This window comes from Bradyrhizobium sp. HKCCYLS2038 (assembly GCF_051167655.1).
Lineage (GTDB): Bacteria > Pseudomonadota > Alphaproteobacteria > Rhizobiales > Xanthobacteraceae > Bradyrhizobium.
Genome location: NZ_JBNPTM010000007.1, coordinates 1 through 22428 on the forward strand (window position 1 = coordinate 1; position 22428 = coordinate 22428).

Sequence of the window (22428 nt, forward strand, 5' to 3'; positions counted from 1 at the left end):
CGGTGCGAGTCGGGAATCTCGCTAAGTGCTGGTCGGAGCGGCAGGATTCGAACCTGCGACCCCTGCGTCCCGAACGCAGTGCTCTACCGGGCTGAGCCACGCTCCGACTTGGGAAGCCGGCTTATAGCCTCGGGTTTCCGTCTCCGCAAGGCACAGCAGGCATGAAATCGTATTGAATTCGCGGGTCGCCTGGGGATGGGTTAACTGGTTGAGGCCACGGGCTTTTGGCCGGCGGCCATGGCGCCAGCGCAGGCCGCCGGTCGATTTGCGCGCTTCATCCGAGGCCTCGCGGCCGCTATAGGCGTGCGCGGAAGCAACCGCCGTTCCGTACCCTTGATGCCCGCAACCGACACCATCGCAGTGACCACCACGATCCTGCCCGCCGACGCGCCTAGTCTTGCGGCGGCAGCGGCGGTGTTCGCGCGTGGCGGCCTGGTCGCGTTCCCGACCGAGACCGTCTACGGCCTCGGCGCCGATGCGGCGGACGCTGCGGCGATCGCCCGCCTCTACCAGGCCAAGGGCCGGCCGGCGTTCAATCCGCTGATCGCGCATGTCGCCGACCTCGCGGCCGCGCGGCGAATCGGCCGCTTCGACGCCACGGCCGAGCGCCTCGCCACTGCGTTCTGGCCGGGACCGCTGACGCTGGTGCTGCCGCAGGCCGATGGTTGCCCGGTCGCCGACCTCGCCACTGCCGGCCTCGACACCGTGGCGATCCGCGTGCCCGCGCATCCGGTCGCACGGGCGCTGCTGGCGGCGTTCGGCGGCGCCGTGGTGGCGCCCTCGGCCAACATCTCCGGCCACGTGTCGCCGACCACGGCCGCGCATGTCGCCGCCGATCTCAGCGGACGAATCGACCTGATCCTGGATGGCGGACCGGTCGAGGTCGGCGTCGAATCGACCATCGTCGGCTGTTTCGGCGAGCCGACGCTGCTGCGCCCCGGCGGCGTCCCCAGCGAGGCGATCGAGGCGGTGCTTGGTCGGTCCCTCGCCAGGCCTGCCACTGTCGAAGCGCACGCGTCCGAACAGCCGGTCGCGCCGGGCATGCTCGCCTCGCACTACGCCCCGCGTGCCACGGTCCGCCTCGATGCAACCGCGGTCGCGCCCGGCGAAGCCGTGCTGGCGTTTGGTCCCTCGACTTTGCCCGGCGTGAGCGACGCTGCCGCGATCCTCAACCTCTCGCCATCCGGCGATCCGGCAGAGGCGGCGACGCATCTTTTCGGCTATCTTCGCAGCCTCGATGCCAGCGGCGCCCGCAGCATCGCGGTCATGCCGATCCCCAACGACGGGCTGGGCGAGGCCATCAACGACCGACTGCGCCGCGCCGCGGCGCCGAGATAACATTGGAAGCAAGCCACGATGAACATCAGCCAGCCTGCCCTGCCGCCGCTGTCGCCCGAGTTGATCGCGCAATTCACCGCCATCGTCGGCGAGCGCCAGGCGCTGACCGCGGAGGCCGACGTCGCGCCCTACGTCACCGAGGAGCGCAACCTGTTCCACGGCCGCTCGCCGCTGGTGCTTCGTCCGGGCTCGACGGCCGAAGTCGCCGCGATCTGCAAGCTCGCCAGCGCGCACCGCATCGCGCTGGTGCCGCAGGGCGGCAACACCGGGCTGGTCGGCGGACAGACGCCGCACAATGGCGAGGTTGTCGTCTCGCTGAAGCGCATGGACCGGATTCGCGACGTTGACACCGCCTCCAACACGATGATCGCGGAGGCCGGCGTCGTGCTGCAGGTGGCGCAGCAGAAGGCGGCCGAGGTCGACCGCCTGTTCCCGCTGTCGCTCGGCGCCGAGGGCAGCTGCACCATCGGCGGCAATCTTTCGACCAATGCCGGCGGCACCGCCGCCCTCGCCTATGGCGTCGCGCGCGAGATGGCGCTGGGCGTGGAAGTCGTGCTGGCCGACGGGCGGGTGCTCAATGCGCTGTCGAAATTGAAGAAGGACAACACCGGCTACGACCTGCGCAATCTCTTCATCGGCGCCGAGGGCACGCTCGGGATCATCACCGCGGCGAGCCTGAAGCTGTTCCCGAAGCCGCGTGCGATCGAGACGGCATTCGTCGGGCTCAAGTCTCCCGAGGATGCGCTGAAGCTGCTCGCCATCGCGCAGCGCGAGGCGGCGGGCAACCTCAGCAGCTTTGAGCTGATCGCCCACATCGCGCTCGACTTCTCGATCCGCAACGCCGCCGGCAACCGTGCGCCGCTTGCCGGCCAGCATCCCTGGTTCGTGCTGATGGAGCTGTCGTCGTCGCGCGACGATGCCCGCGCCACGCTCGAGAGCATCCTCGAGCAGGGACTGGAGGGCGGCATCGTCGACGACGCCGCGATCGCCGACAATCTCGCCCAGCGCATGGCGTTCTGGAAGCTGCGCGAGGACATCTCGTGGGCGCAGAAGCCGGAGGGCGGCTCGATCAAGCATGACATCTCGGTGCCGGTCGCGGCGGTGCCGGCGTTCATCGCGGAGGCCAACGCGGCCGTGGTGAAGCTGATGCCCGGCGCGCGTCCCGTGCCGTTCGGCCATCTCGGCGACGGCAACATCCACTACAATGTCAGCCAGCCGATCGGCGCCGACACAGCGAACTTCCTGGCGCGCTGGCACGAGGTCAATGCTGTCGTGTTCGCGATCGTGCTGCGCATGGGCGGCTCGATCTCGGCCGAGCACGGCATCGGCGTGCTCAAGCGCGACGAGCTGCCGGACGTCAAGGACCCGACCGCGATCGCGCTGATGCGCGCGATCAAGGCGCAGTTCGATCCGCTCGGGATCATGAATCCCGGCAAGGTGCTCTGATCGCCCATGGACACTGCCGCTTCTCTCGCGATCTCCGACATCACCGACGCCGACGTGCCAGCCATCATCGCGCTGTGGCACCGTTGCGGCCTGACGCGGCCGTGGAACGATCCTGCGGCCGACATCGCGCTCGCCCGCCGCGGCGACAGTTCGACCGTGCTCGTCGGCCGCGCCGGCGGCGCGATCGCGGCGTCCGCCATGGTCGGCCATGACGGCCATCGTGGCTGGGTCTACTATGTCAGCGTTGATCCCGATCATCGCGGCCACAGCCATGGCCGCGCCATCATGGAGGCCGCGGAGGACTGGCTGCGGGCGCGCGGCATCGCCAAGCTGATGCTGATGGTGCGCGGCGACAACACCAAGGTCCAGGCGTTCTACCAGTCGCTCGACTATGCCGTGCAGGACAGCGTGGTGTTCTCGAAATGGCTCGACGGCCGTCCGCCCACGCCGGGCATGAAGTAGAGGTTCAGCATGAGCATCTCCGATCGCATCCGCGTGCACGAGAGGCGCGTGCTGTCCGATCATTACGGCACGCTGAGCTCGACCAGATTCGAGTGGCGGCGCGACGACGGCACCTGGCAGATGCAGAGCCGCGACGTGTTCGACCGCGGCAATGCAGCGGCGATCCTGCCCTACAACCTCGCGCAGCACAGCGTCATCCTGGTCAAGCAGTTCCGCTACCCCGCCTTCGTCAACGGCTACGACGAGCTGCTGATCGAGGCCGCCGCCGGACTGCTCGACGACGCTTCGCCCGAGGAGCGCATCCGCCTCGAGGCCGAGGAGGAGACCGGCTTCCGCCTGCACGACGTCAAGTTCGTGTTCGAGGCGTTCATGAGCCCGGGCGCGCTCACCGAGAAGATCCACTTCTTCGTCGCCGCATACGAGCCGCACATGCGCGTCAGCGCCGGCGGCGGGCTCGCGCACGAGGGCGAGGAGATCGAGGTGCTGGAGCTGTCGATCAACGAGGCGCTCGCGATGGCCGGCGACGGCCGCATCCAGGACGCCAAGACCATCATGCTGCTGCAGCATGCGGCGCTGAGGATTTTCAAATAAATCCGCGTCCCCGTCGGGTCCTGATGGTCTCCGCTGTCGTCCTCCGCGAAAGCGGGGGACCCAGTATTCCACCGACAGTCGTTTCAACTCGAGAAGCCGCGGCGTACTGGATCCGCGCTTTCGCGGGGATGACGATCTCCTCTGTCAATCCATCCCGTCTCAGAACAAACTCCCCTGCCCGTCATCCGCTGGCGCGGGCGAAACTTTGCGCGATGCAACCTTCTTCGCCGGCTTGCGCTGCGCGTCTTCCGCGGCGCGCATCTCCTCGGTCATCGGCAGCAGCAGTTGTTCATCGTCGTTGGCCACAGCGTTGACGCGGGTGGAGACCTCGTACCAGGCGAACTCGCCCTCGCGCGGCGCGACCAGCAGCCTCATCACGTCGCTGGCGTCATCGGCGCTGCAGTCGAGCCAGAGCGAAAAATCATCCGGCCTGATCGTCACGGGAACACGGTGATGCAGCGTCGCGAGATCGGCGCTCGCGGCCGCCGTGATGATCGCGACGGTGTCGACCTCCTCGCCGTTCGGCCCCATCCAGGTCTCGGCCAAGGCGGCGAAGCCGAGCGGCGCGCGGTCGGCGCGATGGATAAAGAACGGCCGCTTGCGGCCGTCGATCACCTGCCATTCGTAATATCCATCAGCGGGCACAAGCACGCGACGCCGCCGGATCGCATTCTTGAACGCGGGCTTGTCGCGTACGGTCTCCGAACGTGCATTGATCAGCAGCGTAAAATTACGGGGATCCTTCACCCACGACGGCATGAAGCCCCAGCGCATCAGGCGGAAGTGCCTGACCTCCCGATCCAGGAAAACTACGGGAATCGGCTGCGTCGGGGCGATGTTGTGCCGTGGCGGAAAGTTGGGCTGTTCCTCGTAGCCGAACATCCGCCTGAGCGCCGCGGGTGGTGAAGTGATCACGAAGCGTCCACACATAATCTCACTCAAATGACGGTGTGTTCAGCACCTTTTAACCGGGGTTGGGAACACTGCGCCGGATGACCGCAGTGGCCCCACACCCCGTGCAGACTGATCGCACGACCCAGCGCACGACGGGCGCCATCGATCCGGCACGAGCCGCGATCCTGCGCGCCGCGAACATCAATCCGCGCACCGGACTCGCCACCGACTATCTGAATCATTTCAACGAAGCCGTGATGCTGCTCGAAATGATTCCCGACATTCCGGAATGCGCCGAGGATTTCCTCGCCTGGTCGCCGCTGACCTATCCAGAACATTTCACCCACACCAATTTCAAGGCCCGCGATCTCGTGATCGAGGCCTATGAGCAGGCCGAGCCGGCGATCCGCGACCGCTTCGACCATCTGACCAAGACCATGACCGACATCCTGCTCGCGGTCGGCAGCGCGATGCGCGAGGCCACGAAGGACGGGACCAAGGCCAAGCTCGCCGAGCAGGCGGCGGGCTGGGTCAAGCCGCTGGTCTCCCAGGCTGGCGGCATCATCAACGGCGACATCGAATTCGATCCGGAACCGGTGTCGGAAGTCGACGAGGTCGACGCCGTCGACGCCATCATGGCGAGCTTCTAACATCGCAGGGCGCTGCGCGCGCGGTCTTCACGTTACAGTGCAGACCACCTCTGGAGCCGCCCTGAGCCATGACCGCCCCACCTCCGCCCCGCCATCCCCAGCTCGCCGTCAGCGCCGCGATCTTCCGCGACGGCCAGATCCTGCTGGTGCGCCGCGCCCGCTCGCCCGCCAAGGGCGTCTACACCCTGCCCGGCGGACGGGTCGAGTTCGGCGAGAGCCTGCACACAGCGCTCACGCGCGAGGTGATGGAGGAGACCGGGCTTTCGATCGCCATCATCGGCCTGGCCGGCTGGCGCGAGGTGCTGCCGGCGGACGGCGGCGGCGGCCATTACCTGATCCTGCCATTTGCCGCGCGCTGGCAGGCCGGCATCCCCCAGCTCAACGAGGAGCTCGACGACGCCCAGTGGCGCGCGCCCGATGCGCTCGACGGCCTCCAGCTGACCGACGGCCTGCCCGGGATCATCGCCGCCGCCCGGGCGCTGCTGTAACCGGCTTCCAGCCAGCCGCCTTGCGTCCGCCGTCCGGCGCGGGCATATGACGGGCGTGTTTTCGATCGCCGCAAAGCGCCTCCTGGCCATCCTCATGCTCGTCACGGCGTGCGCCGCCCCTGTGCGCGCGCAGGACGCGGCCGCGCCGTTCGATGGCGATCTGCAGCGGCTGTCGGAGATCCTCGGCACCCTGCACTACCTCCGCGGCATCTGCGGCAGCAACGAGGGCGCCAAATGGCGCAATCAGATGCAGGCGCTGATCGATGCCGAGACCCCCTCGGGCGAGCGCCGCGCCCGCATGATCGCCGGCTTCAACCGCGGCTATAACGGCTTCCAGCAGACCTACCGGACCTGCACCCCGGCGGCGCTGGTCGCGATCCGCCGCTACATCGACGAGGGCTCGAAGATCTCGCGCGACCTCACGGCGCGCTACGCCAATTGACGGGCCGCACTTATCCCCGTTTGTGTTAACCTTGTTAACCTATCCTAAAGAACTGGCCTAGGCGTTCTCGCCTCGCGTGCTAATGCTTACGGGTCCGGCGCACCCGCGTTCGGATTTCCTTGCCCCTCGCGGCTCCGCCAGACTGAATTCAATGAGCTTTCCCGTCACATTCAGCGCCTATCCCGACGTGCTGCCCGATCACGAGCAGAAGCAGGCTGCGCTCAGCTACCTCAACGAAGCCTGGGCGGAAGCGCGCCACGACGGCGTCGACGGCGACTGCCTGGCGCAGGCCAGCCTGTTCGCGGCGCTCGCCGAACTCGTGACGACCTATGGCGAGGATGCCGTGGCAACCTTCGTCGAAGGCTTCCCCGAGCGCATCCGCAACGGCGAATTCTCGCTGTCCCGGGCCACGCAGTAGCACTCACGATTTCATCGCTTCGCGCTTAAGTCTCGTAGGGTGGGCAAAGGCGCGCCGCGCTGCCGATGCTACGCCGAACTGTCGCGCGCGCCGTGCCCACCATCGCGCCCCGCCTATGCCTCACGACGCGCGTCGCCGGCATCGGCGCTTCATCTGCACATCTGTCAAACAACGTAGGGACATGTTTCGTCGTCCTCGCGGCGCGATGCGTCCGAGCGATGACCGACGTTCGTCCCTCGATTAGTCGAGGGCGCAGGGAAGGCTGGGCGTCGGCTGACGCCCATGGCCCCCGTGCAGGCAAGAAGCACGGGGCAGGAACCACAGGTGCAGCCGGATGAGCCCAGCCTCCCCTGCGCGATGGGTTTAACGCTTATCTCGCGCTCTCCCTGGGAACCGGCTGTCTTGCCCCCATCACCCGCGCCGACGCTCTCGCATCATGCGCTGGCTTGACCTCGGCATCGGGAGGCCAGGACCACACGACTTCACGTCCGCATCGAGATCGTTCGTCCGCGCGGACAAAGCCACGCTGCAACCCGACACGTCCACCGCCTCCCCGCCTCGCGTCTCGTGACGACCGCGCGTACGCCCCTCTCGTTGAGGCGGGATGTGGGGAGGAGTGGCACGGATTCTGTAAAAAAGAAATACGAATTTTGCACCCGAAGGGCGCCGCGAACGCGATCGCATTGAGTCGACGTGAGATATTTCCGTTTCGGCGCAACCGTTTTGCGGAGTTGGCATGGCGGGGAGCGTCGCTGTCACCAGCAAAATCGCGCACTGATTTGCCCGACGGGCAGCCGGGGCGGCAAGCGCCGCCTTCCGTCGTCTCGTCAAAATGGACCGGAAGTACGATCGTCTTGAAGCGATGCAACCAATCGCTCTCGCCATTCCGGACGACGTTCAGCTATTATACCCACGCATAGCTGTACGCATTCGTCACAAATGCCGCCTTGGGGGCCGAGGACAATCTCCGCCACCTCGTCTTTGCGTTTCCCGCAAAACGAACAACGGGGACGCCTACGCTCCTCATAAAAGTCTGCAGTCGGTCTGAGCGACCTTCTGACCATTCTGCTGACGATGTAGAAGGTCACGATTGCGATCAGGATCGTAGCTGCCCACACAAACATTCTAACCGCTCAATTAAGACAAGTTGGCAAGTGAAGAATCCAAGAGGCCCGCCAAGCGCCTGCAAGGACAGTGCGGATTAGGCCTTCCTTTGCTCGTCGCTCATTCTAGGCCGCCGTTTTTCGTTAGCCTACTCTATGTCAGTTGAAACCACGCGGCCTTTCAGTCGTGCGACGGCGCTCAACTCCCCATAGAGCCTGCCGCACCCGTCCAGCTCACCATGCACAGTTTCCTCCCTTGGAGGCTTTCGGATGCCGACCGCCCGAATATGCCGCGCCGTCATTCATACGGCCCGCATCCGAAACCCTTCACGGAAGGCGAGGTTTATCTGTCGCCTATGTGCGAGCGCAGCAGACAGCCGGCTGCTCATCGACGGGGTCTCCGATCTGCCTCAGACGGCGCGTGGGTCGGTCGATGGCTCCGCTCGAACGAGGTATTCAATCTCGCCTCGCGTGACTCCGATATCCTCGAGTTCCAGGTCGCTCAGGTTGTCCAGCGTTGTTCGCAAAACCTGGCGGATGCGCCAGGCACAAAATGCATCAAAACAGTCCCTCAGAAAGTTTGGCGGACGCCGAACTGACGCCTGCGCCGAGACTGCAGTATGAGTCGTGCCCATCGCCATCTCCCGGGGTAAACCCGCAGGCGACCTTACACAGGCGAATCAGGTCTCGCTTGACACTGGGATTACATTACGCTGACCAGCGGCTAATCTTTCTATGATCCTGAGTGGCAAGAGACTGCAGCAAGCTTCTTTACGTATCCATCATGGGATTGATACATGGGCTCGTCATCGAACAGGTCGGTGTCGAACATGGCGTTGCGGGCTGCTCATTTGCGGGTCGAGGCCTGTCCGCATTCGAGCAATCAACTGACGTGAGGTTGATGATTTGCGCCGACATTCAATGAACGGCTGCACTGTTCAATGGCCTCTTCGTATTGGCGGAGGTGCAGGTGGGCAACGCAGAGAAGCCGGGCCGTGATGTTGCCGTACAACGCAACGAGATTTGTTCGGTCGCCGTCGAACTGATCGGACAAAATGTCGTGAGAGCTTTGAAGATCTGTCAGCGATACGGTGATCCGTACCCGATCTCCGTTGCGTCTCGTCGCCCCCCTTACAGCCCAGCGGATGCCGAGAACCGTTACGAATTGCTTCAGGTCGATCGGCCTATTTTTGTAAGTCGCGGCGGTCTCGTGTCGAATGACCAGCGCGCCGGATGTTCGTGCCATCTCAATCGTCAGTTCTCTTGTGACCTTGTCGGCAAATTCGTCCTGCTCTGGATCGCTGTCGAGGTTGGCGAAGGGCAGCACCACGATTGAGAGATGAGGCCTGATTTCCGGCACGGCGGCCCGTGCCTCTTTGATCTCTTTGGCTTCCCGAACTGGCTCGCTACGGAGCGAGCCCCAGACGCTCCAATAGCCGGAAAGGCCGCCAGCGATTGCGCCGACGGCAGCAACCGATGCCAGCGCAGCACCGGCAAGCTTGAGTGTACCTGTGAGGTGGCCCAGTGCGTAATGGGACGGGCGCTTGCCTGGCGCGTCGTCAGACGAAGCAGCAAGCAAGGCCGCTTCCATTTCGGCCGGGCCTGCAAGCCCCAGCCGTTCGGTAGAACAGACCATCGCGATCGCAGAGTGTCCATCCGCATCGAGCAAGGCGCCTACGAAGCGAAAGCCGCGACGTGGAAACGTCTTGATCAAACGTTGTTGTTCGCCGGAGTCGCCGATCGCTCGTCGGACGGCGTTTAGCCGAGTTGTCAGCGCAGCATCAGATACGATTCGACCATTCCAGATCGCGTTGATGAGATCATCTTTGCTGACCACCCTATCTCTTGAGCGAATCAAAAATTCGAGCAGATCGAGGACCTGCGGTGAAGTAGGCACAATACGACGTCCGCGCTGCAACTCACGCAGTTCGGTGTCCAATGCATAGTCCTCAAAGAAATAGCGCATGACCATTCCCTGAGCTTGCCCTAAATCGTCATGAGAGGCAGGCAGACACAGCGGGAGAATAAGCCTCAAGAGACGAGGCTGTAAACTGGCGCATGTGCACACAGTTGCCCTGAAGAGGTGTCCTGCCACTGGACGGAACAGCGCAGCTGTCGCGTTGACTCTCGAGCAAAGCGGCGTCGTCTAGGGAGACGAGCTGAAGAGTGTCATTTTAGTCGAGTTTCGACCGTTCGCGTCATACCCAGCCATGGGCACTTGCGAAGGTTGGGGCCAGCGCCGCAAGGTCAATGAGCGACGTGTGCGGCCTCGGTCGGTACGGTCTTGTCGCGGCGCGCGAAAACAAAGCGGGACGTTGCGGATACGTCCGCTTCGTCCTGACCTTCCTGACCGATGAGGATGAGCCCGGCTCCGCCATTGGCCACAGTTAGGATGATCGGTTCACCCGCCCAGGTCCTGATCGGCTCCATCGCAATGATGAGAAACTCCCCAATTGGCTGGTCCAAGTACTGAAGCCTGAGCTGAGGAGCGACTTCGGCGGGGGCGAGTTCAAAGCCAAATCGTTGCGCATGCTCATAGATTTCTCGCAGCGATGCCGTCTCGCTCTTGAAGCCCAGTTCGGTCGCCGACATACGGAAAAGCTCTATCGTCATTTTCCGGTTGCTGACGGTAAAGGCTGGCCGAGCGAGGACCTCTGCAGCCGAGTTCCCGATGCCGCACCCCATGGCGTCCATCGCGTTGAGAAGGGTCGTCGTGTCCCTGAAGGTTCCTAAGGTGATCGTCTTCCATACTGGGCGAGCAGCGGAGCGGCCGACTTCGATTTCCGCGCCGGTAGCCAGCGGAGCCGTCTTCCCGGCCAGATGAGCCCGCAGCACATCCTGGGCGCTACAGCCAGCTGTGGCCTCGTATGAGGAGGCGAGAATGCATGCGCTTGTTAATAAAAGAAAGACAAGCGCACCGCCGCATCCCGTCGAACGATATGGCCTCCCGTTCTTTTGCTGCGAGGCCACGTCGTCGATCTCGCCCCGAGTCGTCCGGATATCCTTGAGCTCCGACTCGCTGAAACCGCGAAGATCTTCTCGATCCATTTGACATTCGCGCCGTTTGGCAGGTGCACTCCACAACCGCTCGACGAGAATGGCCAATCCCCGCCTCGGCGTCCGCCTGCTGCTGTAGGTCATGCTGATCATGGGTCCTCGCCGGCCGTTGTCACCTGCGAGGGCAGACTGGCAGATGCTGGTCGAAGACGCTTGACGCCCGGCTTACATTTTCCTTACCGACCGCTTATTGTTCCATGATGAACAGGTCGCCTCCGGCGAGCCCGAGGACAGGCTCCGGCGAACGATCCAGTACGCCGTGACACGTCGGTTCAATATCGTCTGCTGCGGAGTACTGGATGCTCCGCCTCCGCGGAGCATGACAACGGTGGGGACGGCGAACGTTCCACTCGGAACGATCGCGAGTTCTAAGGAAACGCTCGTTTAGAAATGATAGTTCACGCCGGTGGTAACTGCGTGGATCGTGTCCGTGACCCTGAGCCCGTTTACGAACAGGTTGGTGGCCGGGTCGAACACGGTCACGCTATGGGTGCCAAAATCGGAGTAGTTGTATTCGAACGTTGCCGACCAGTTCGGTGCGAACGCCCATTCCAGGCCGCTACCAACCGTCCAGCCCACCCGGGTCCTGGTCGGGCTGCTGAGATTGGCTGGGACGCCGAAGCCGGGAATCGTGAAGGTTTCGGTGTTGCTTTCACGGGTCCAGGCCGGGCCGCCCCTGACGAAAACCAGCCAGCGATCCGCGACGCTGTAGCCGAGGCGCGCGGTGGCGGATGCCAGGAAGTCGTTGCGGGTGGTGAACTGCAATGGGGTCCTTGCACCATTGGCGAAGTTGATCGCCGTGCCCGTTCGGGTGCTCCTGAGGCCGAGCCAAGACGCGCGCACTTCGGCGCCAGCGACCCAGCCCGGCGAGAACTCATAGTCACAGCCGACCTGCCCGCCGCCGATGAAGCTGCTCGAACCGTAGTTGGGCGAGCTGCCCATCGCGTCACCGACACGGTCGTTGCTGAAGGCGCCGCCGAGATGTCCGCCGATGTGGCAGCCGCTCCAGGAGAACTGGATCGGCGGCGCAGAACTCATGGCTGGCGCTTTCACCGGCAGATCGGCAGCGAATGCGGGAGCCACGGCAGTTATGAACGCCACGAGGCTGGCGGCAGAGAGGATACGCATCATCACATCATTCCATCTGCGGGCGAGGCGACGCAGAGGTGTTAGCACGTTGCCGATACAACTTGCGTATCCGCACGATCACAGCGGTTCCAGGCAATTGCGGCAAAATGCGACTTCGGGACGGCGAAAGATCAATCCATGTGGAAGAGATGAATGAGGCGATCGAGGCGAGACAGATCAACGCGCGCCTCTGCCGAGCCTCGACATCGTCAGCCTGGAGCGCACGTCGTTCAGCTGATTTCGATCCGATCCTCATCGTCTTGCAGCGACTCGAAGCGGCTCTTGAGTGTCTCGAACGTGTGCCGGACGATCAGCAAGCTGCCGTCGAGATGCGCGTTGCGCTTGTCGATGCGGCGCCACGCTTCGTCGTCCGGGCACGTAAGACGATAGAGCCGCACGGCCGCTCCCGACGCCGCGGCAGTCGCCCTCGTCTCGTCGCGATCGCGTCGTGTCCAGAAGCCGCAATCGAGCACGACATCCAGGCCGAGTTCGACACACCTCGTCCATTGCGCGTCCAGCAGCTTCGATACCCTCTGATGAAACTCGGCGAACTGATCCACGGGCGGATCATCGCCATACAAGCGCGTCATCCACTCGTCGTGGCTGAAGCGGATGGCCGGTAGCTCCTGCTCCAGGCGGCGCGCAAAGGTCGTCTTTCCGGCACCGAGATAGCCGTGGATCAGGTGTGCGGTGGCCATTCTGCTGTCCCCTGTCGCGTTCGGAGGGACGGACCGGCCGGAAGGGTCGTCAGCCGATGGCAGACGGACCGGGGCGACCTTGTCATTCGTACTGCTGAAATCAGAGACGTCGACCGCCGACCCGCCTCGCGCGACGACCGCACACGCGCCCCCCTCGTTGAGGCGGGATGCTTGGAGCGGGGAACGGCTCCGCGTCGTCCGTCAGCCGCCGGGACCGTCCTTCATGATGTAGCCCATCAGGTCGTCGACGTTGTGCTCCAGGTCCATGATGATGTTCTTGACGACGTCGCCGATCGAGATCACGCCCACGACCTTGCCGGCGTCCAACACCGGCAGATGGCGAAAGCCGCGCTGCGACATCAGGGCCATGCAGCTGTCGAGGCGGTGGTCCGGCTTCACTGTCACCGGATTGGCCGTCATCACCTGGCTCACCGGCGTCTGCTTCGCATCGAGCCCGGGCAGCAGCACCTTGATGGCGCAGTCGCCCTGCGTGACGATGCCGACCAGCACGCCGTCGTCGATGACCAGCACCGAGCGGACCCGGTTGTCGCGCATCTGGCGCAAGGCGTCGACGACCATGTCGCCGGACCGAACATGGATCACGGCGCCGCTCTTCTGGGCCAGCCCGCTTCTTACTGTGGTCATCGATGTCCCCCCGTGGGCCCCGTCCTGCCCCGCCTTGATGGTCTGCGGGGCAGGATAGTCGAAATTACCGGCCTCGTCAGCACCGCTGCGACGGCCTGCGCCGGCCCGTGAGCGGAACCATCGGGCGCCCGGCGGGAGCCGTGATGCCAACTCCGCGTCATTGCGAGCGCAGCGACCTGACCGCCGTAGCTTATTGAGTGAAGGCGGGAGCAAATCCAGGGCCGAGCAAGGACTCTGGATTGCTTCGCTGCGCTCGCAATGACGGCGGTGATACCGGCCTCGATCCGTTGAAGGCGGCGTCGGCGGCGGCGGACCGCCGAATGGCAGTCGCCGGCAGCCCCGCCAGCTCGCGTTCGAAACCCTTCACCATGTCCAGGCTTCTGACGGGAATGAACATGCGCCTTTAACGAAATCGGGGAACAATCGGTGGCTGAGCTTCACCTCGCTGACCAAGGTACCTTTTCGATACCGCGTCGCGAGCGGGTCACTGCCGAACCGAAATCCGAAATGCCCTCCCAGAAGGGCAGACCGGGCCTGCAACTGTCGCGCGAAAGTTTCACTTAAGGAAACGTTAAGGAAAGATCGGGGATTTCTGATGATTGCGCCGGAAGAAGAGAGGATGCTGAAGACGCTCTTGGTTGAGATGTTCGGAAACATCAGCAGCATGCGGCGGGAGCTCGCCGCTCTCCAAGGCGACAAGGGCAGCTTCGCGTCGATGACCGACACCCTCGACGCGATCGTGGAAAATACCGAAGTAGCCGGCAACACGATCCTCGAAAGCATGGAGGCGATCAGCACCAGCGTCGGGAAGTTGCAGGGCGTCAAGGACCCGACGACCGTGGCGGTCTGCGACGAGATCGTCGACAGCACCAACAAGGTGTTCGAGGCTTGCGCGTTCCAGGACCTCACCGGGCAGCGCATCACGCGCGTGGTCAAGTCGCTCAAGTTCATGGAGGAGCACATCAACCGGCTCGTCCGCATCTGGGGCAAGGATGAGCTGGCGCGGATGGCCGCCGAGCTTGCCGCTCCCTCCGCCGCGCCAAGCCTGCTGAACGGGCCGCAGCGCACGGGCGTGGCGATTTCCCAGGACGACATCGACAAGCTGTTCGGGTGAGCTATGGCCACGTCGCCCTTGCGTGAAACCGGATCTCGCCATGCTCACTCGAGTGATGAGGTCTGCGCGTGAATGCGCCCTCTCCCCTTGTGGGAGAGGGCATGTAGGACAGACCGGCAATCTCGGTTGGGTGAGGGGTATCTCTCCACAAGCGCCGCGCGCGGAGAGATACCCCTCACCCAACCGTGTATATGGATGAGCCGTACATGCCCTCTCCCACAAGGGGAGAGGGCGCTGCATCTAGCAGCCTCATAACGGCGCAAACTAACACGCAGCGCCTTACGGCCGCAGCGTCTCCATGAACCGCACCGGCTCGCCCGTCGCCGGCGTCAGCAACTCGCCCTGCCACATCACGCGCTGGCCACGCACGAAGGTGCCGACCGGCCAGCCCGTCACGCGGACGCCGTCATAGGGCGTCCAGCCGGCTTTCGAGGCGACCCATTGGTTGGTGATGGTCTCGCTGCGCTTGAGGTCGACGATCGTCAGATCGGCGTCGTAGCCGACGGCGATGCGGCCTTTGCGGGAGATGTTGTAGATGCGGGCCGGGCCGGCGCTGGTGAGGTCGACGAAACGCTGCAGCGACAGACGGCCGGCGTTGACGTGGTCGAGCATGATCGGCACCAGCGTCTGCACGCCGGTCATGCCGGAGGGCGAGGCCGGATAGGTCTTGGCCTTCTCTTCCGCGGTGTGCGGGGCGTGGTCGGAGCCGAGGATGTCGACAATGCCTTGGTGCACGCCCCACCAGATCACGTCGCGATGGTCGACCGAGCGCACCGGCGGATTCATCTGCGCGTAGGTGCCGAGACGCTCGTAGCACTCGGGCGCAGCAAGCGTGAGATGATGCGGCGTGGCCTCGACGGTCGCGACGTCCTTGTGGTCGCGCAGATACACGATCTCTTCCTTGGTCGAGATGTGCAGCACGTGGATGCGCTTGCCGGTCTCGTGCGCGAGATTGACGAGACGTTGCGTGGCGCGCAGCGCCGCCTCCTCGTCGCGCCACACCGGGTGCGAGCGCGGGTCGTTCTCGATGCGCAAATTCTTGCGCTCGTTGAGGCGGTACTCGTCCTCGGCGTGGAACGCGGCGCGACGGCGGATCACCTGGAAGATGCGGCGCAGCGAGTCGTCGTCCTCGACCAGCAGCGAGCCGGTGGAGGAGCCGACGAACACTTTCACGCCGGCGCAGCCCTCGGCGCGCTCCAGCACCGGCAGCTGATCGACATTCTCGCGGGTGCCGCCGATGAAGAAGGCGAAGTCGCAATGCATGCGATGCCGGCCGGCTTCGACCTTGGCGGTGAACGCCTCCGCGGTGACCGTCAGCGGATTGGTGTTGGGCATCTCGAACACGGCGGTGACGCCGCCCATCACGGCGCTGCGTGAGCCGGTTTCGAGATCCTCCTTGTGGGTCAGGCCGGGCTCGCGGAAATGCACCTGGGTGTCGATCACGCCGGGCAGCACGTGCAGGCCCTTGCAGTCGATGATCTCGGCCGCCGACGCGTTGCCGAGATCGCCGATCTCCATGATGCGTCCCGCCGTGATGCCGATGTCGCGGACACTCTCGCCGTCCTGATTGACCACGGTGCCGGATTTCAGAATGACGTCGAAACGCTGATACATGAACCCCTCATAGGATTTCATTCTCTCGATCCCCCCAAGGCAGTTCGATCATGCTGTGCGCCTGCCCATTTGCTGGCCGTTTGGCAGGTGCGCGTCTCGATCTTTAGAATGAAGCCACCGCAGTGCAGTGTTTCAGCCTTGTGGTTTATGCCAGCGCGGCATACGTTTCGGTGCGGCCTGTCGCAAGAGGTTTTTCGAATGAAGGCGACGTTTCTCGACGACCGGGGCGTGGTCCAGGTCAGCGGCGACGATGCACGCAAGTTCCTCAACGGTCTCTTCACCACGGATGTCGGCAAGCTCCATCCGGGCGAGGCCCGGTTTGGCGCATTGCTGACGCCGCAGGGCAAGATCATCATTGATTTCCTGGTGACCCAGGTACCCGCGAGCGAAGGCGGCGAGCGCTTCCTGCTCGACTGTCCACGCGCGCTGGCGCAGGCGCTCACCGACAAGCTCAACGTCTACAAGCTCAGGGCAAAGGTTGGGATCGCCAACCTGTCGGATCAGCTCGGCGTGATCGCGATCTGGGGCGGTGCTGTCGCTGCCGCGCCCGAATCGTCGTTCGTCGATCCGCGCCACGGCGAGCTCGGCCGGCGCGTCATCGCGCCGCAGGCTGAGCTCGGCAGCATCGCCGCGCAGGCCGGCGCCGAGGTCGTCGGCGCGGACGCCTATGAGGCGCATCGCATCGGCTGCAGCGTGCCGCGCGGCGGGCTCGACTTCATGTATGGCGACGCCTTTCCGCACGAGACCAACATGGACCTGCTGCACGGCGTCGACATCGGCAAGGGCTGCTATGTCGGCCAGGAGGTCGTCAGCCGCATGCACCACCGCGGCACCACGCGCACGCGCGCGGCGCAGGTGCTGCTCGACGGCCCGGGCCCGGAGCCGGGCACGCCGATCACCGCCGGCGACAAGAGCGTCGGCACGATGGGCTCGGCCGCGCAGCAGAAGGGCATCGCCCTGCTGCGCATCGACCGCACCACGGAAGCGATCGAGGCCGGCACGCCGCTCACCGCGGGCGGGCTGACCCTGCGCATCGCCGATCCCGATGCGCTGCGGGGCACACCGAAGCAGACGGTCGCCTGAGCTGTCAGCATGGGTCGCGCCGCTGTCGTCCATCCCGATGGTCTGACGCGCTGCCCCTGGCCGGGCAGCGATCCGCTCTACGTCGCCTATCACGACACCGAATGGGGCGTGCCGGAATATGACGATCGCGCACTCTATGAGAAGCTGATCCTCGACGGCTTCCAGGCCGGGCTGTCGTGGATCACGATCCTGCGCAAGCGCGACAATTTCCGCCGCGCCTTCGATGATTTCCAGCCGGACAAGATCGCGCGCTATTCCGACAAGAAGATCCACGCGCTGATGAACGATGCCGGCATCGTCCGCAACCGCGCCAAGATCGAAGGCACCATTCTCAGTGCGAAATCCTGGCTCGACATCCAGGACAAGGGCCCCGGCTTCTCGAAACTGCTGTGGGACTTCATGGACGGCGCGCCCAAGGTGAATGCGTTCAAGACCACCGCGAGCGTGCCGGCCTCGACACCATTGTCGATCAAGGTCTCCAAGGAGCTGGCCTCGCGCGGCTTCAAGTTCGTGGGGCCCACGATCGTCTACGCCTTCATGCAGGCGACGGGAATGGTCAACGACCATCTCGTCACCTGCTTCTGCCACCAGACCTGCAGCGGCAAGCGCCGCGCCCCGCGCCTCAAGCCACCCAAATGACGAGCGACAAGCCCGCGAGCGGGCAGGACCGCGTCTGGCAGCGCATGCTGTCGGGACGGCGGCTGAACCTCATCGATCCCTCGCCGCTCGATGTCGAGATCGCCGACATCGCGCACGGCCTGTCACGCGTGGCGCGCTGGAACGGCCAGACGTCGGGCGCGCACATCTTCTCGGTGGCGCAGCACACGCTGCTGGTCGAGACGGTGATGCGTGCGAAGAAACCCAACATCGATGCGCGGCTGCGGCTCGCGGCGCTGCTGCACGATGCGCCGGAATATGTGATCGGCGACATGATCTCGCCGTTCAAGGCGGTGCTCGGCGGCAGCTACAAATCGGTCGAGAAGCGGCTGCTCGGCGCGATCCACATCCGCTTCGGCCTGCCGGCCGAGCTCGCGCCTGAGATCGAGCGCCAGATCAAGGCGGCGGATCGCGGCTCGGCCTATCTCGAGGCGACCCGGCTCGCCGGCTTCTCCGAAAGCGAGGCGAAGCGGCTGTTCGGCCGCGACCCCGGCCTGCCCGAGGCCACCGTCACCGACTATCTGACGCCGTGGAGCGCCGCCAAGGCGGAGAAGCGGTTCCTGACGCGGTTCAACCTGGTGCTGGGGTCGTGCTGAGATGCCGCTGACGCCGGACGAGCGCCGCAATGACCGGCTGAGGTTGGCGGCAAATTGGATGAATACGCTGGCGACCGCGATCGTCACGGCCGGAACATTCGTGCCGCTGGCCCAGTTCGTCTACGGGGTGCTGCCGCCGGGGACCCCTGCCACGCTGATTTACGGCTCCGGCGTGGTTTGCATTGTCACCGGAGTGCTCATACATTTGCTGGGTCAGTGGATCCTGGGAGGTCTTCGATGACCACGCACCAGCTCGTTGCCCTGAGCTTTCCGCTCCTGACCGCCCTGGCCGTCGCCATGGTGGCCCTGCTCGTGCGCCGTCCCTGGGCCGAGAAGCCCGTCGAGGTCTCGTCCGCCAGCCGCGAGCGTGTGCTCGATCACCTCGAGCGGCTGAACGCCGAGATCGAAGGCAAGGCGCATCTGGTCCGCCAGGAGCTGCGGCAGCTCAAGAACACGCGCTGACGGCGCACCGCGTCCGCTGGGCCGTGGGCGCACGTATGCGCCAGCCCGGCCTCCAGCGGCGAAAACACGCTTTGCCCGTGTGCCGCCGTTCGTATAATGGGGCGTCCAAAGGCTCTCCATGATCCACGTCTGCTCACTCGCCGCCCTGCCCGAGACCGTGCGCCTGACCGGCGCCAGCCATGTGCTGACCATCATGGCCAATGTCGAGCAGGTGCAGCGGCCGGAAACCATCCGGCCCGAGAACCATCTGCGGGTGTCGGTCGACGACATCACCGAGCAGCTCCCGGGTTTCATGGCGCCGGGCGAGGGTCATGTCACCCAGGTGCTGGACTTCGTGCGCGGCTGGGACCGCGCGGCGCCGCTGGTGATCCATTGCTATGCCGGCATCAGCCGCTCCACCGCCAGCGCCTTCGCCGCCGCCTGCGCGCTCAATCCGCACCGCGACGAGCTCGACATCGCCTGGGCGATCCGCGAGGCGTCGCCGATCGCCTCGCCCAACCGCCTGATCGTCAGCCTCGCCGACCGCGCGCTGGGCCGCCAGGGGCGCATGGTGCGCGCGCTCGATGCGATCGGCCCTGGCGCGATGATGGTCGACAGCCAGCCGTTCCGGATCGATCTGGACTGAGCTCCATACGGTCATTCCAGGCCACAATCTGCAATCCGGGTACCGGCAAGTAGCGCCATACCTGCGCGGCTTGAACTTCCCTTCTCCGGTTTGACACTCAAGGAACTGCAGCCATCGTGACGGCCCGTGCGTGCCGTCCACCGATTCGCTGCGCACGTCACAGGGGCCGCAAGGCCCCTGTTCCCTCCCCGATGACGCCGGCGGCGGCATCGAAGTCAGGACTGCTTCCTTTGATGTTCGACTGGCCCCTGGACTGGATCGCCCTCCTGGCCGCGCTCGCGGCGCTCGTCATGGCCCGGCGGAGCTCCGTTCGGCTGACCGACATCGAGGCCAGGCTCACCAGGCTGGAGATCGCCCGCCCTGTCGCAGCGCCCCAGGTGGCGGCCGCACCGCCGCTGAGCCCGTTCCAGGAGCCCGCCGCGGCCGCGCCGATGCCGCCGCCCTTGCCCGACGTCGCCGAGCCCGCCCTGCAGCAAGCCGATCTCGCGGCCGACGCGCCGGCCGCCGATCAGCCGCCGTTCGTGCCGCCGCTGCCGCAGCCCGCGGCCGGCTTCGAGGAGACGATCGGCACCCGCTGGGTGGTGTGGATCGGCGGGCTGACGCTCGCGCTCGGCGGCTTCTTCATGGTGCGCTACTCGATCGAGGCCGGCCTGGTCGGCCCCGAGGTCCGCGTCGCGCTCGGCGCGCTGTTCGCCGCCGCGCTGCTGGCGGCGGGCGAATGGAGCCGGCGCAAGGAGAGTATCTCGCAGATCGCGGCGCTGCCGATCGCCAACATCCCGGCGATCCTCACCGCGGCCGGAACGGCAGTCGCCTTCGCCACGATCTACGCTGCCTATGCGCTGTATGAGTTCCTCCCGCCCGCGATCGCCTTCGTGCTGCTCGGAATCGTGGCGCTGGGCACGCTAGCGGCGGCGCTGCTGCATGGCCCGGCGCTGGCCGGGCTCGGTCTCGTCGCGGCGTTCACGACACCCGTGCTGGTCTCGACTGGGCAGCCGAACTACTGGGCGCTCTACATCTATCTCGACATCGTCACGGCGGCCGCGTTCGCGCTGGCGCGCGTGCGGCTGTGGCGCTGGCTGGCGATGACCACGATCGGGCTGTCGTTCCTGTGGACCCTGCCCGGCCTCGACATGGCCGTCGAGGCGGTCGCGCCGCACGTCTTCCACGTCGTCACGGGCTTCGCGCTGGCTGCGCTGATCGTGGTCTGCGGCTTCATGTTCGGGCCTGCAGCCGACAACGACGAGGTCGAGCCGATCTCGTCGGTGGGGCTCGCCGTCTATCTGCTCGGCGCGATGCTCGTCGTGCTCGCGAGCTTCCATGACGGCCTGGCGCTGATCGGCTTCACCCTGCTGGTTGCCGCGACGCTCGCGGTCGCCTGGCGCGCGCCGAGCGCGGCCGGCGCGGTCGCGGCTGCGGCGGGCACCGTGTTCGTCGTGTTCGCCGAATGGGCGCTGCGCGACAATCCGGACCTGCTGGTGCTGCCCGGCGGCGCGCTGCCCGGCATGGGCCCGAACCCGCTCGGCGCATCGGTCACGTCGCATCTTGTAACGGCGGCGATCTTCGCACTCGGCTTCGGCGGCGCCGGCTTCCTGGCGCAGGGACGTTCGGAGAACGCGGTCGTGCCGGTGGTGTGGTCGGCGACCGGCGTGTTCACGCCATTGGCGCTGCTGGTCGCGCTGTATGCGCGCATCGCTCATCTCGACCGCTCGATCCCGTTCGCCATCATCGCCGTCGTGCTTGCCGCCGCATTCGCGGCCGCCACCGAAGCGCTGACGCGGCGCGAGGAGCGTCCCGGGCTCGGCGCCGCGATCGCGCTGTTCGCGACAGGCACGCTGGGCGCGCTGGCGCTGGCACTGACCTTCGCATTGGAGAAGGGCTGGCTCACGATCGCGCTGGCGCTGATGTCGCTCGGCACCGCCTGGATCTTCCAGAGCCGGCCGATCCCGTTCCTGCGCACGCTCGCCGCTGTCTTCGCCGGGCTCGTGGTGTTCAGGATCGGCTACGATCCGCGCATCGTCGGCGCCGATGTCGGCACCACGCCGATCGTCAACTGGCTGCTGTGGGGCTATGGCGTGCCGGCGGTCTCGTTCTGGGGCGCGAGCTATCTGATGCGCCGCCATGGCGACGATGCGCCGTTGCGCGCGGTCGAGGCCGCCGCGATCCTGTTTACGACCCTGCTGGCGTTCCTGGAGATCCGCCACGCCGTCAATGACGGCGACATGCTGGCGGTGCCCTCGCTCGCCGAAGTGGGACTCGACGTCTGCGTCGCGCTGGCGCTGGCGATCGGCCTGGAGCGGCTGCGCGAGCGCAGCGGCAGCATCGTGCACGACATCGGCGCCGTGCTCCTCACCGGCATCGCTGGCGGCGCGACCGTGCTCGGGCTCCTGCTGTTCGAGAACCCGATGATCTCGGACGTCGCGATCAAGGGCGGCATCCTCAACATCCTGATCCTCGCCTACGCCTTCCCCGCTGTGCTGATGCTGCTGTTGTCCTACGCCGTCGCCGGCCGCCGCCCGCCCGCCTACGGCAACACGCTTGCCGCCGGCGCACTGGTGCTGGCGCTGTCCTATGTGAGCCTGGAGATCCGCCGCATCTATCACGGCCCCAACCTGATGAGCGGCGTCACCAGTGCGGCCGAGCAATACACCTATTCGCTCGCCTGGCTGGCCTTTGGCGTGGTGCTGCTCGGCATCGGCGTCATCGTGTCGTCGCAGCGCGCCCGCCTTGCCTCGGCGATCGTGATCGCGCTGACGATCCTGAAGGCCTTCCTGGTCGACATGTCGGCGCTCACCGGGGTGTGGCGCGCGCTGTCCTTCATCGGCCTCGGCCTGGTGCTGGTCGCGATCGGATGGCTGTACCAGAAGGTGCTGTTCCGGCGGCAGCAACAGGCGCCGCCGGCTCAGCCCGTGGGTTGAGC

General features: G+C 65.5%; 24 protein-coding genes, 1 tRNA gene and 1 pseudogene. 16 read left to right on the top strand and 10 right to left on the bottom strand.

The window, feature by feature from the left end:
• Positions 1-29: 29 nt before the first annotated feature.
• Positions 30-106 (bottom strand) — tRNA-Pro (locus ACQR1I_RS27600).
• A 230-nt stretch (positions 107-336) separates the two neighbouring features.
• Between ACQR1I_RS27600 and ACQR1I_RS27605 the strand changes: the two genes are divergently transcribed.
• The 4 genes from ACQR1I_RS27605 to ACQR1I_RS27620 are packed head-to-tail and all read left to right on the top strand — an operon-like array spanning position 337 to position 3837.
• Positions 337-1338, top strand: coding sequence for an L-threonylcarbamoyladenylate synthase (locus ACQR1I_RS27605; RefSeq protein ID WP_434868477.1), 1002 nt, complete (start codon positions 337-339; stop codon positions 1336-1338).
• An 18-nt stretch (positions 1339-1356) separates the two neighbouring features.
• Entirely contained in the window at positions 1357-2784 is a 1428-nt protein-coding gene (locus tag ACQR1I_RS27610) for an FAD-binding oxidoreductase (protein ID WP_434868478.1), read from the top strand.
• A 6-nt stretch (positions 2785-2790) separates the two neighbouring features.
• Entirely contained in the window at positions 2791-3246 is a 456-nt protein-coding gene (locus ACQR1I_RS27615; protein WP_434868479.1) for a GNAT family acetyltransferase, read from the top strand.
• Between the two features lie 9 nt (positions 3247-3255).
• Complete coding sequence (locus tag ACQR1I_RS27620; RefSeq protein ID WP_434868480.1) at positions 3256-3837, top strand: NUDIX domain-containing protein; 582 nt, start codon at positions 3256-3258, stop codon at positions 3835-3837.
• A 159-nt stretch (positions 3838-3996) separates the two neighbouring features.
• Here the strand turns inward: ACQR1I_RS27620 and ACQR1I_RS27625 are convergent, their stop codons facing one another.
• A complete protein-coding gene (locus ACQR1I_RS27625; RefSeq protein WP_434868481.1) occupies positions 3997-4767 on the bottom strand; it encodes an SOS response-associated peptidase in 771 nt (256 codons plus the stop codon).
• A 62-nt stretch (positions 4768-4829) separates the two neighbouring features.
• On the opposite strand from ACQR1I_RS27625, the gene ACQR1I_RS27630 reads away from it, so the two are divergent.
• From ACQR1I_RS27630 to ACQR1I_RS27645, 4 genes are all read left to right on the top strand, one after another.
• On the top strand, positions 4830-5381 hold the full coding sequence (locus ACQR1I_RS27630) for a hypothetical protein (protein ID WP_434868482.1): 552 nt from the start codon (positions 4830-4832) through the stop codon (positions 5379-5381).
• A 68-nt stretch (positions 5382-5449) separates the two neighbouring features.
• Complete coding sequence (locus ACQR1I_RS27635; protein ID WP_434868483.1) at positions 5450-5869, top strand: NUDIX hydrolase; 420 nt, start codon at positions 5450-5452, stop codon at positions 5867-5869.
• A gap of 46 nt (positions 5870-5915) precedes the next feature.
• Positions 5916-6311: a TIGR02301 family protein gene (locus tag ACQR1I_RS27640; protein ID WP_434868484.1), complete on the top strand. Its 396-nt coding sequence runs from the start codon at positions 5916-5918 to the stop codon at positions 6309-6311.
• A 151-nt stretch (positions 6312-6462) separates the two neighbouring features.
• On the top strand, positions 6463-6729 hold the full coding sequence (locus ACQR1I_RS27645) for a hypothetical protein (RefSeq protein ID WP_434868485.1): 267 nt from the start codon (positions 6463-6465) through the stop codon (positions 6727-6729).
• An 827-nt stretch (positions 6730-7556) separates the two neighbouring features.
• Here ACQR1I_RS27645 and ACQR1I_RS27650 read toward each other — a convergent pair.
• From ACQR1I_RS27650 to ACQR1I_RS27680, 7 genes and pseudogenes are all read right to left on the bottom strand, one after another.
• The gene (locus ACQR1I_RS27650; RefSeq protein ID WP_434868486.1) at positions 7557-7853 is read right to left on the bottom strand and encodes a ClpX C4-type zinc finger protein; all 297 of its coding nucleotides are present in this window, start codon (positions 7851-7853) and stop codon (positions 7557-7559) included.
• Between the two features lie 389 nt (positions 7854-8242).
• Complete coding sequence (locus ACQR1I_RS27655; protein WP_434868487.1) at positions 8243-8473, bottom strand: DUF1127 domain-containing protein; 231 nt, start codon at positions 8471-8473, stop codon at positions 8243-8245.
• Positions 8474-9492: 1019 nt separating this feature from the next.
• Positions 9493-9798: pseudogene (locus tag ACQR1I_RS27660) on the bottom strand (winged helix-turn-helix domain-containing protein); the annotation flags it as partial.
• 281 nt (positions 9799-10079) lie between these two features.
• On the bottom strand, positions 10080-10982 hold the full coding sequence (locus ACQR1I_RS27665; RefSeq protein WP_434868488.1) for a DUF1127 domain-containing protein: 903 nt from the start codon (positions 10980-10982) through the stop codon (positions 10080-10082).
• A 291-nt stretch (positions 10983-11273) separates the two neighbouring features.
• Positions 11274-12020, bottom strand: coding sequence for an outer membrane protein (locus ACQR1I_RS27670; RefSeq protein ID WP_434868489.1), 747 nt, complete (start codon positions 12018-12020; stop codon positions 11274-11276).
• A 227-nt stretch (positions 12021-12247) separates the two neighbouring features.
• Positions 12248-12715, bottom strand: a complete 468-nt coding sequence (locus ACQR1I_RS27675) for an AAA family ATPase (RefSeq protein ID WP_434868490.1) — start codon at positions 12713-12715, stop codon at positions 12248-12250.
• A 201-nt stretch (positions 12716-12916) separates the two neighbouring features.
• Positions 12917-13360: a CBS domain-containing protein gene (locus ACQR1I_RS27680; RefSeq protein ID WP_434868491.1), complete on the bottom strand. Its 444-nt coding sequence runs from the start codon at positions 13358-13360 to the stop codon at positions 12917-12919.
• A gap of 595 nt (positions 13361-13955) precedes the next feature.
• Here ACQR1I_RS27680 and ACQR1I_RS27685 point away from each other — a divergent pair.
• A complete protein-coding gene (locus ACQR1I_RS27685) occupies positions 13956-14474 on the top strand; it encodes a protein phosphatase CheZ (protein ID WP_434868492.1) in 519 nt (172 codons plus the stop codon).
• Positions 14475-14753: 279 nt separating this feature from the next.
• On the opposite strand, the gene ACQR1I_RS27690 is transcribed toward ACQR1I_RS27685, so the two are convergent.
• A complete protein-coding gene (locus tag ACQR1I_RS27690) occupies positions 14754-16088 on the bottom strand; it encodes a dihydroorotase (RefSeq protein ID WP_434868784.1) in 1335 nt (444 codons plus the stop codon).
• Positions 16089-16286: 198 nt separating this feature from the next.
• Here ACQR1I_RS27690 and ACQR1I_RS27695 point away from each other — a divergent pair, with 198 nt between their 5' ends.
• The 7 genes from ACQR1I_RS27695 to ACQR1I_RS27725 all read left to right on the top strand — a co-directional run bounded on the left by ACQR1I_RS27695 (position 16287) and on the right by ACQR1I_RS27725 (position 22426).
• Positions 16287-17171, top strand: coding sequence for a YgfZ/GcvT domain-containing protein (locus tag ACQR1I_RS27695; RefSeq protein WP_434868493.1), 885 nt, complete (start codon positions 16287-16289; stop codon positions 17169-17171).
• Between the two features lie 9 nt (positions 17172-17180).
• Entirely contained in the window at positions 17181-17810 is a 630-nt protein-coding gene (locus ACQR1I_RS27700; protein WP_434868494.1) for a DNA-3-methyladenine glycosylase I, read from the top strand.
• Positions 17807-18424, top strand: coding sequence for a YfbR-like 5'-deoxynucleotidase (locus tag ACQR1I_RS27705; RefSeq protein ID WP_434868495.1), 618 nt, complete (start codon positions 17807-17809; stop codon positions 18422-18424). Before ACQR1I_RS27700 ends, ACQR1I_RS27705 begins: the two co-directional genes overlap by 4 nt.
• 1 nt (position 18425) lies before the next feature.
• A complete protein-coding gene (locus tag ACQR1I_RS27710; RefSeq protein WP_434868496.1) occupies positions 18426-18665 on the top strand; it encodes a hypothetical protein in 240 nt (79 codons plus the stop codon).
• Positions 18662-18886: a hypothetical protein gene (locus tag ACQR1I_RS27715; protein ID WP_434868497.1), complete on the top strand. Its 225-nt coding sequence runs from the start codon at positions 18662-18664 to the stop codon at positions 18884-18886. The genes ACQR1I_RS27710 and ACQR1I_RS27715 overlap by 4 nt, the downstream gene beginning before the upstream one ends.
• Before the next feature lie 118 nt (positions 18887-19004).
• Positions 19005-19511 (top strand): tyrosine phosphatase family protein, encoded by a 507-nt coding sequence (locus tag ACQR1I_RS27720; protein WP_434868498.1) that lies wholly within the window; start codon positions 19005-19007, stop codon positions 19509-19511.
• Between the two features lie 233 nt (positions 19512-19744).
• Complete coding sequence (locus ACQR1I_RS27725; protein WP_434868499.1) at positions 19745-22426, top strand: DUF2339 domain-containing protein; 2682 nt, start codon at positions 19745-19747, stop codon at positions 22424-22426.
• Positions 22427-22428: the final 2 nt, after the last annotated feature.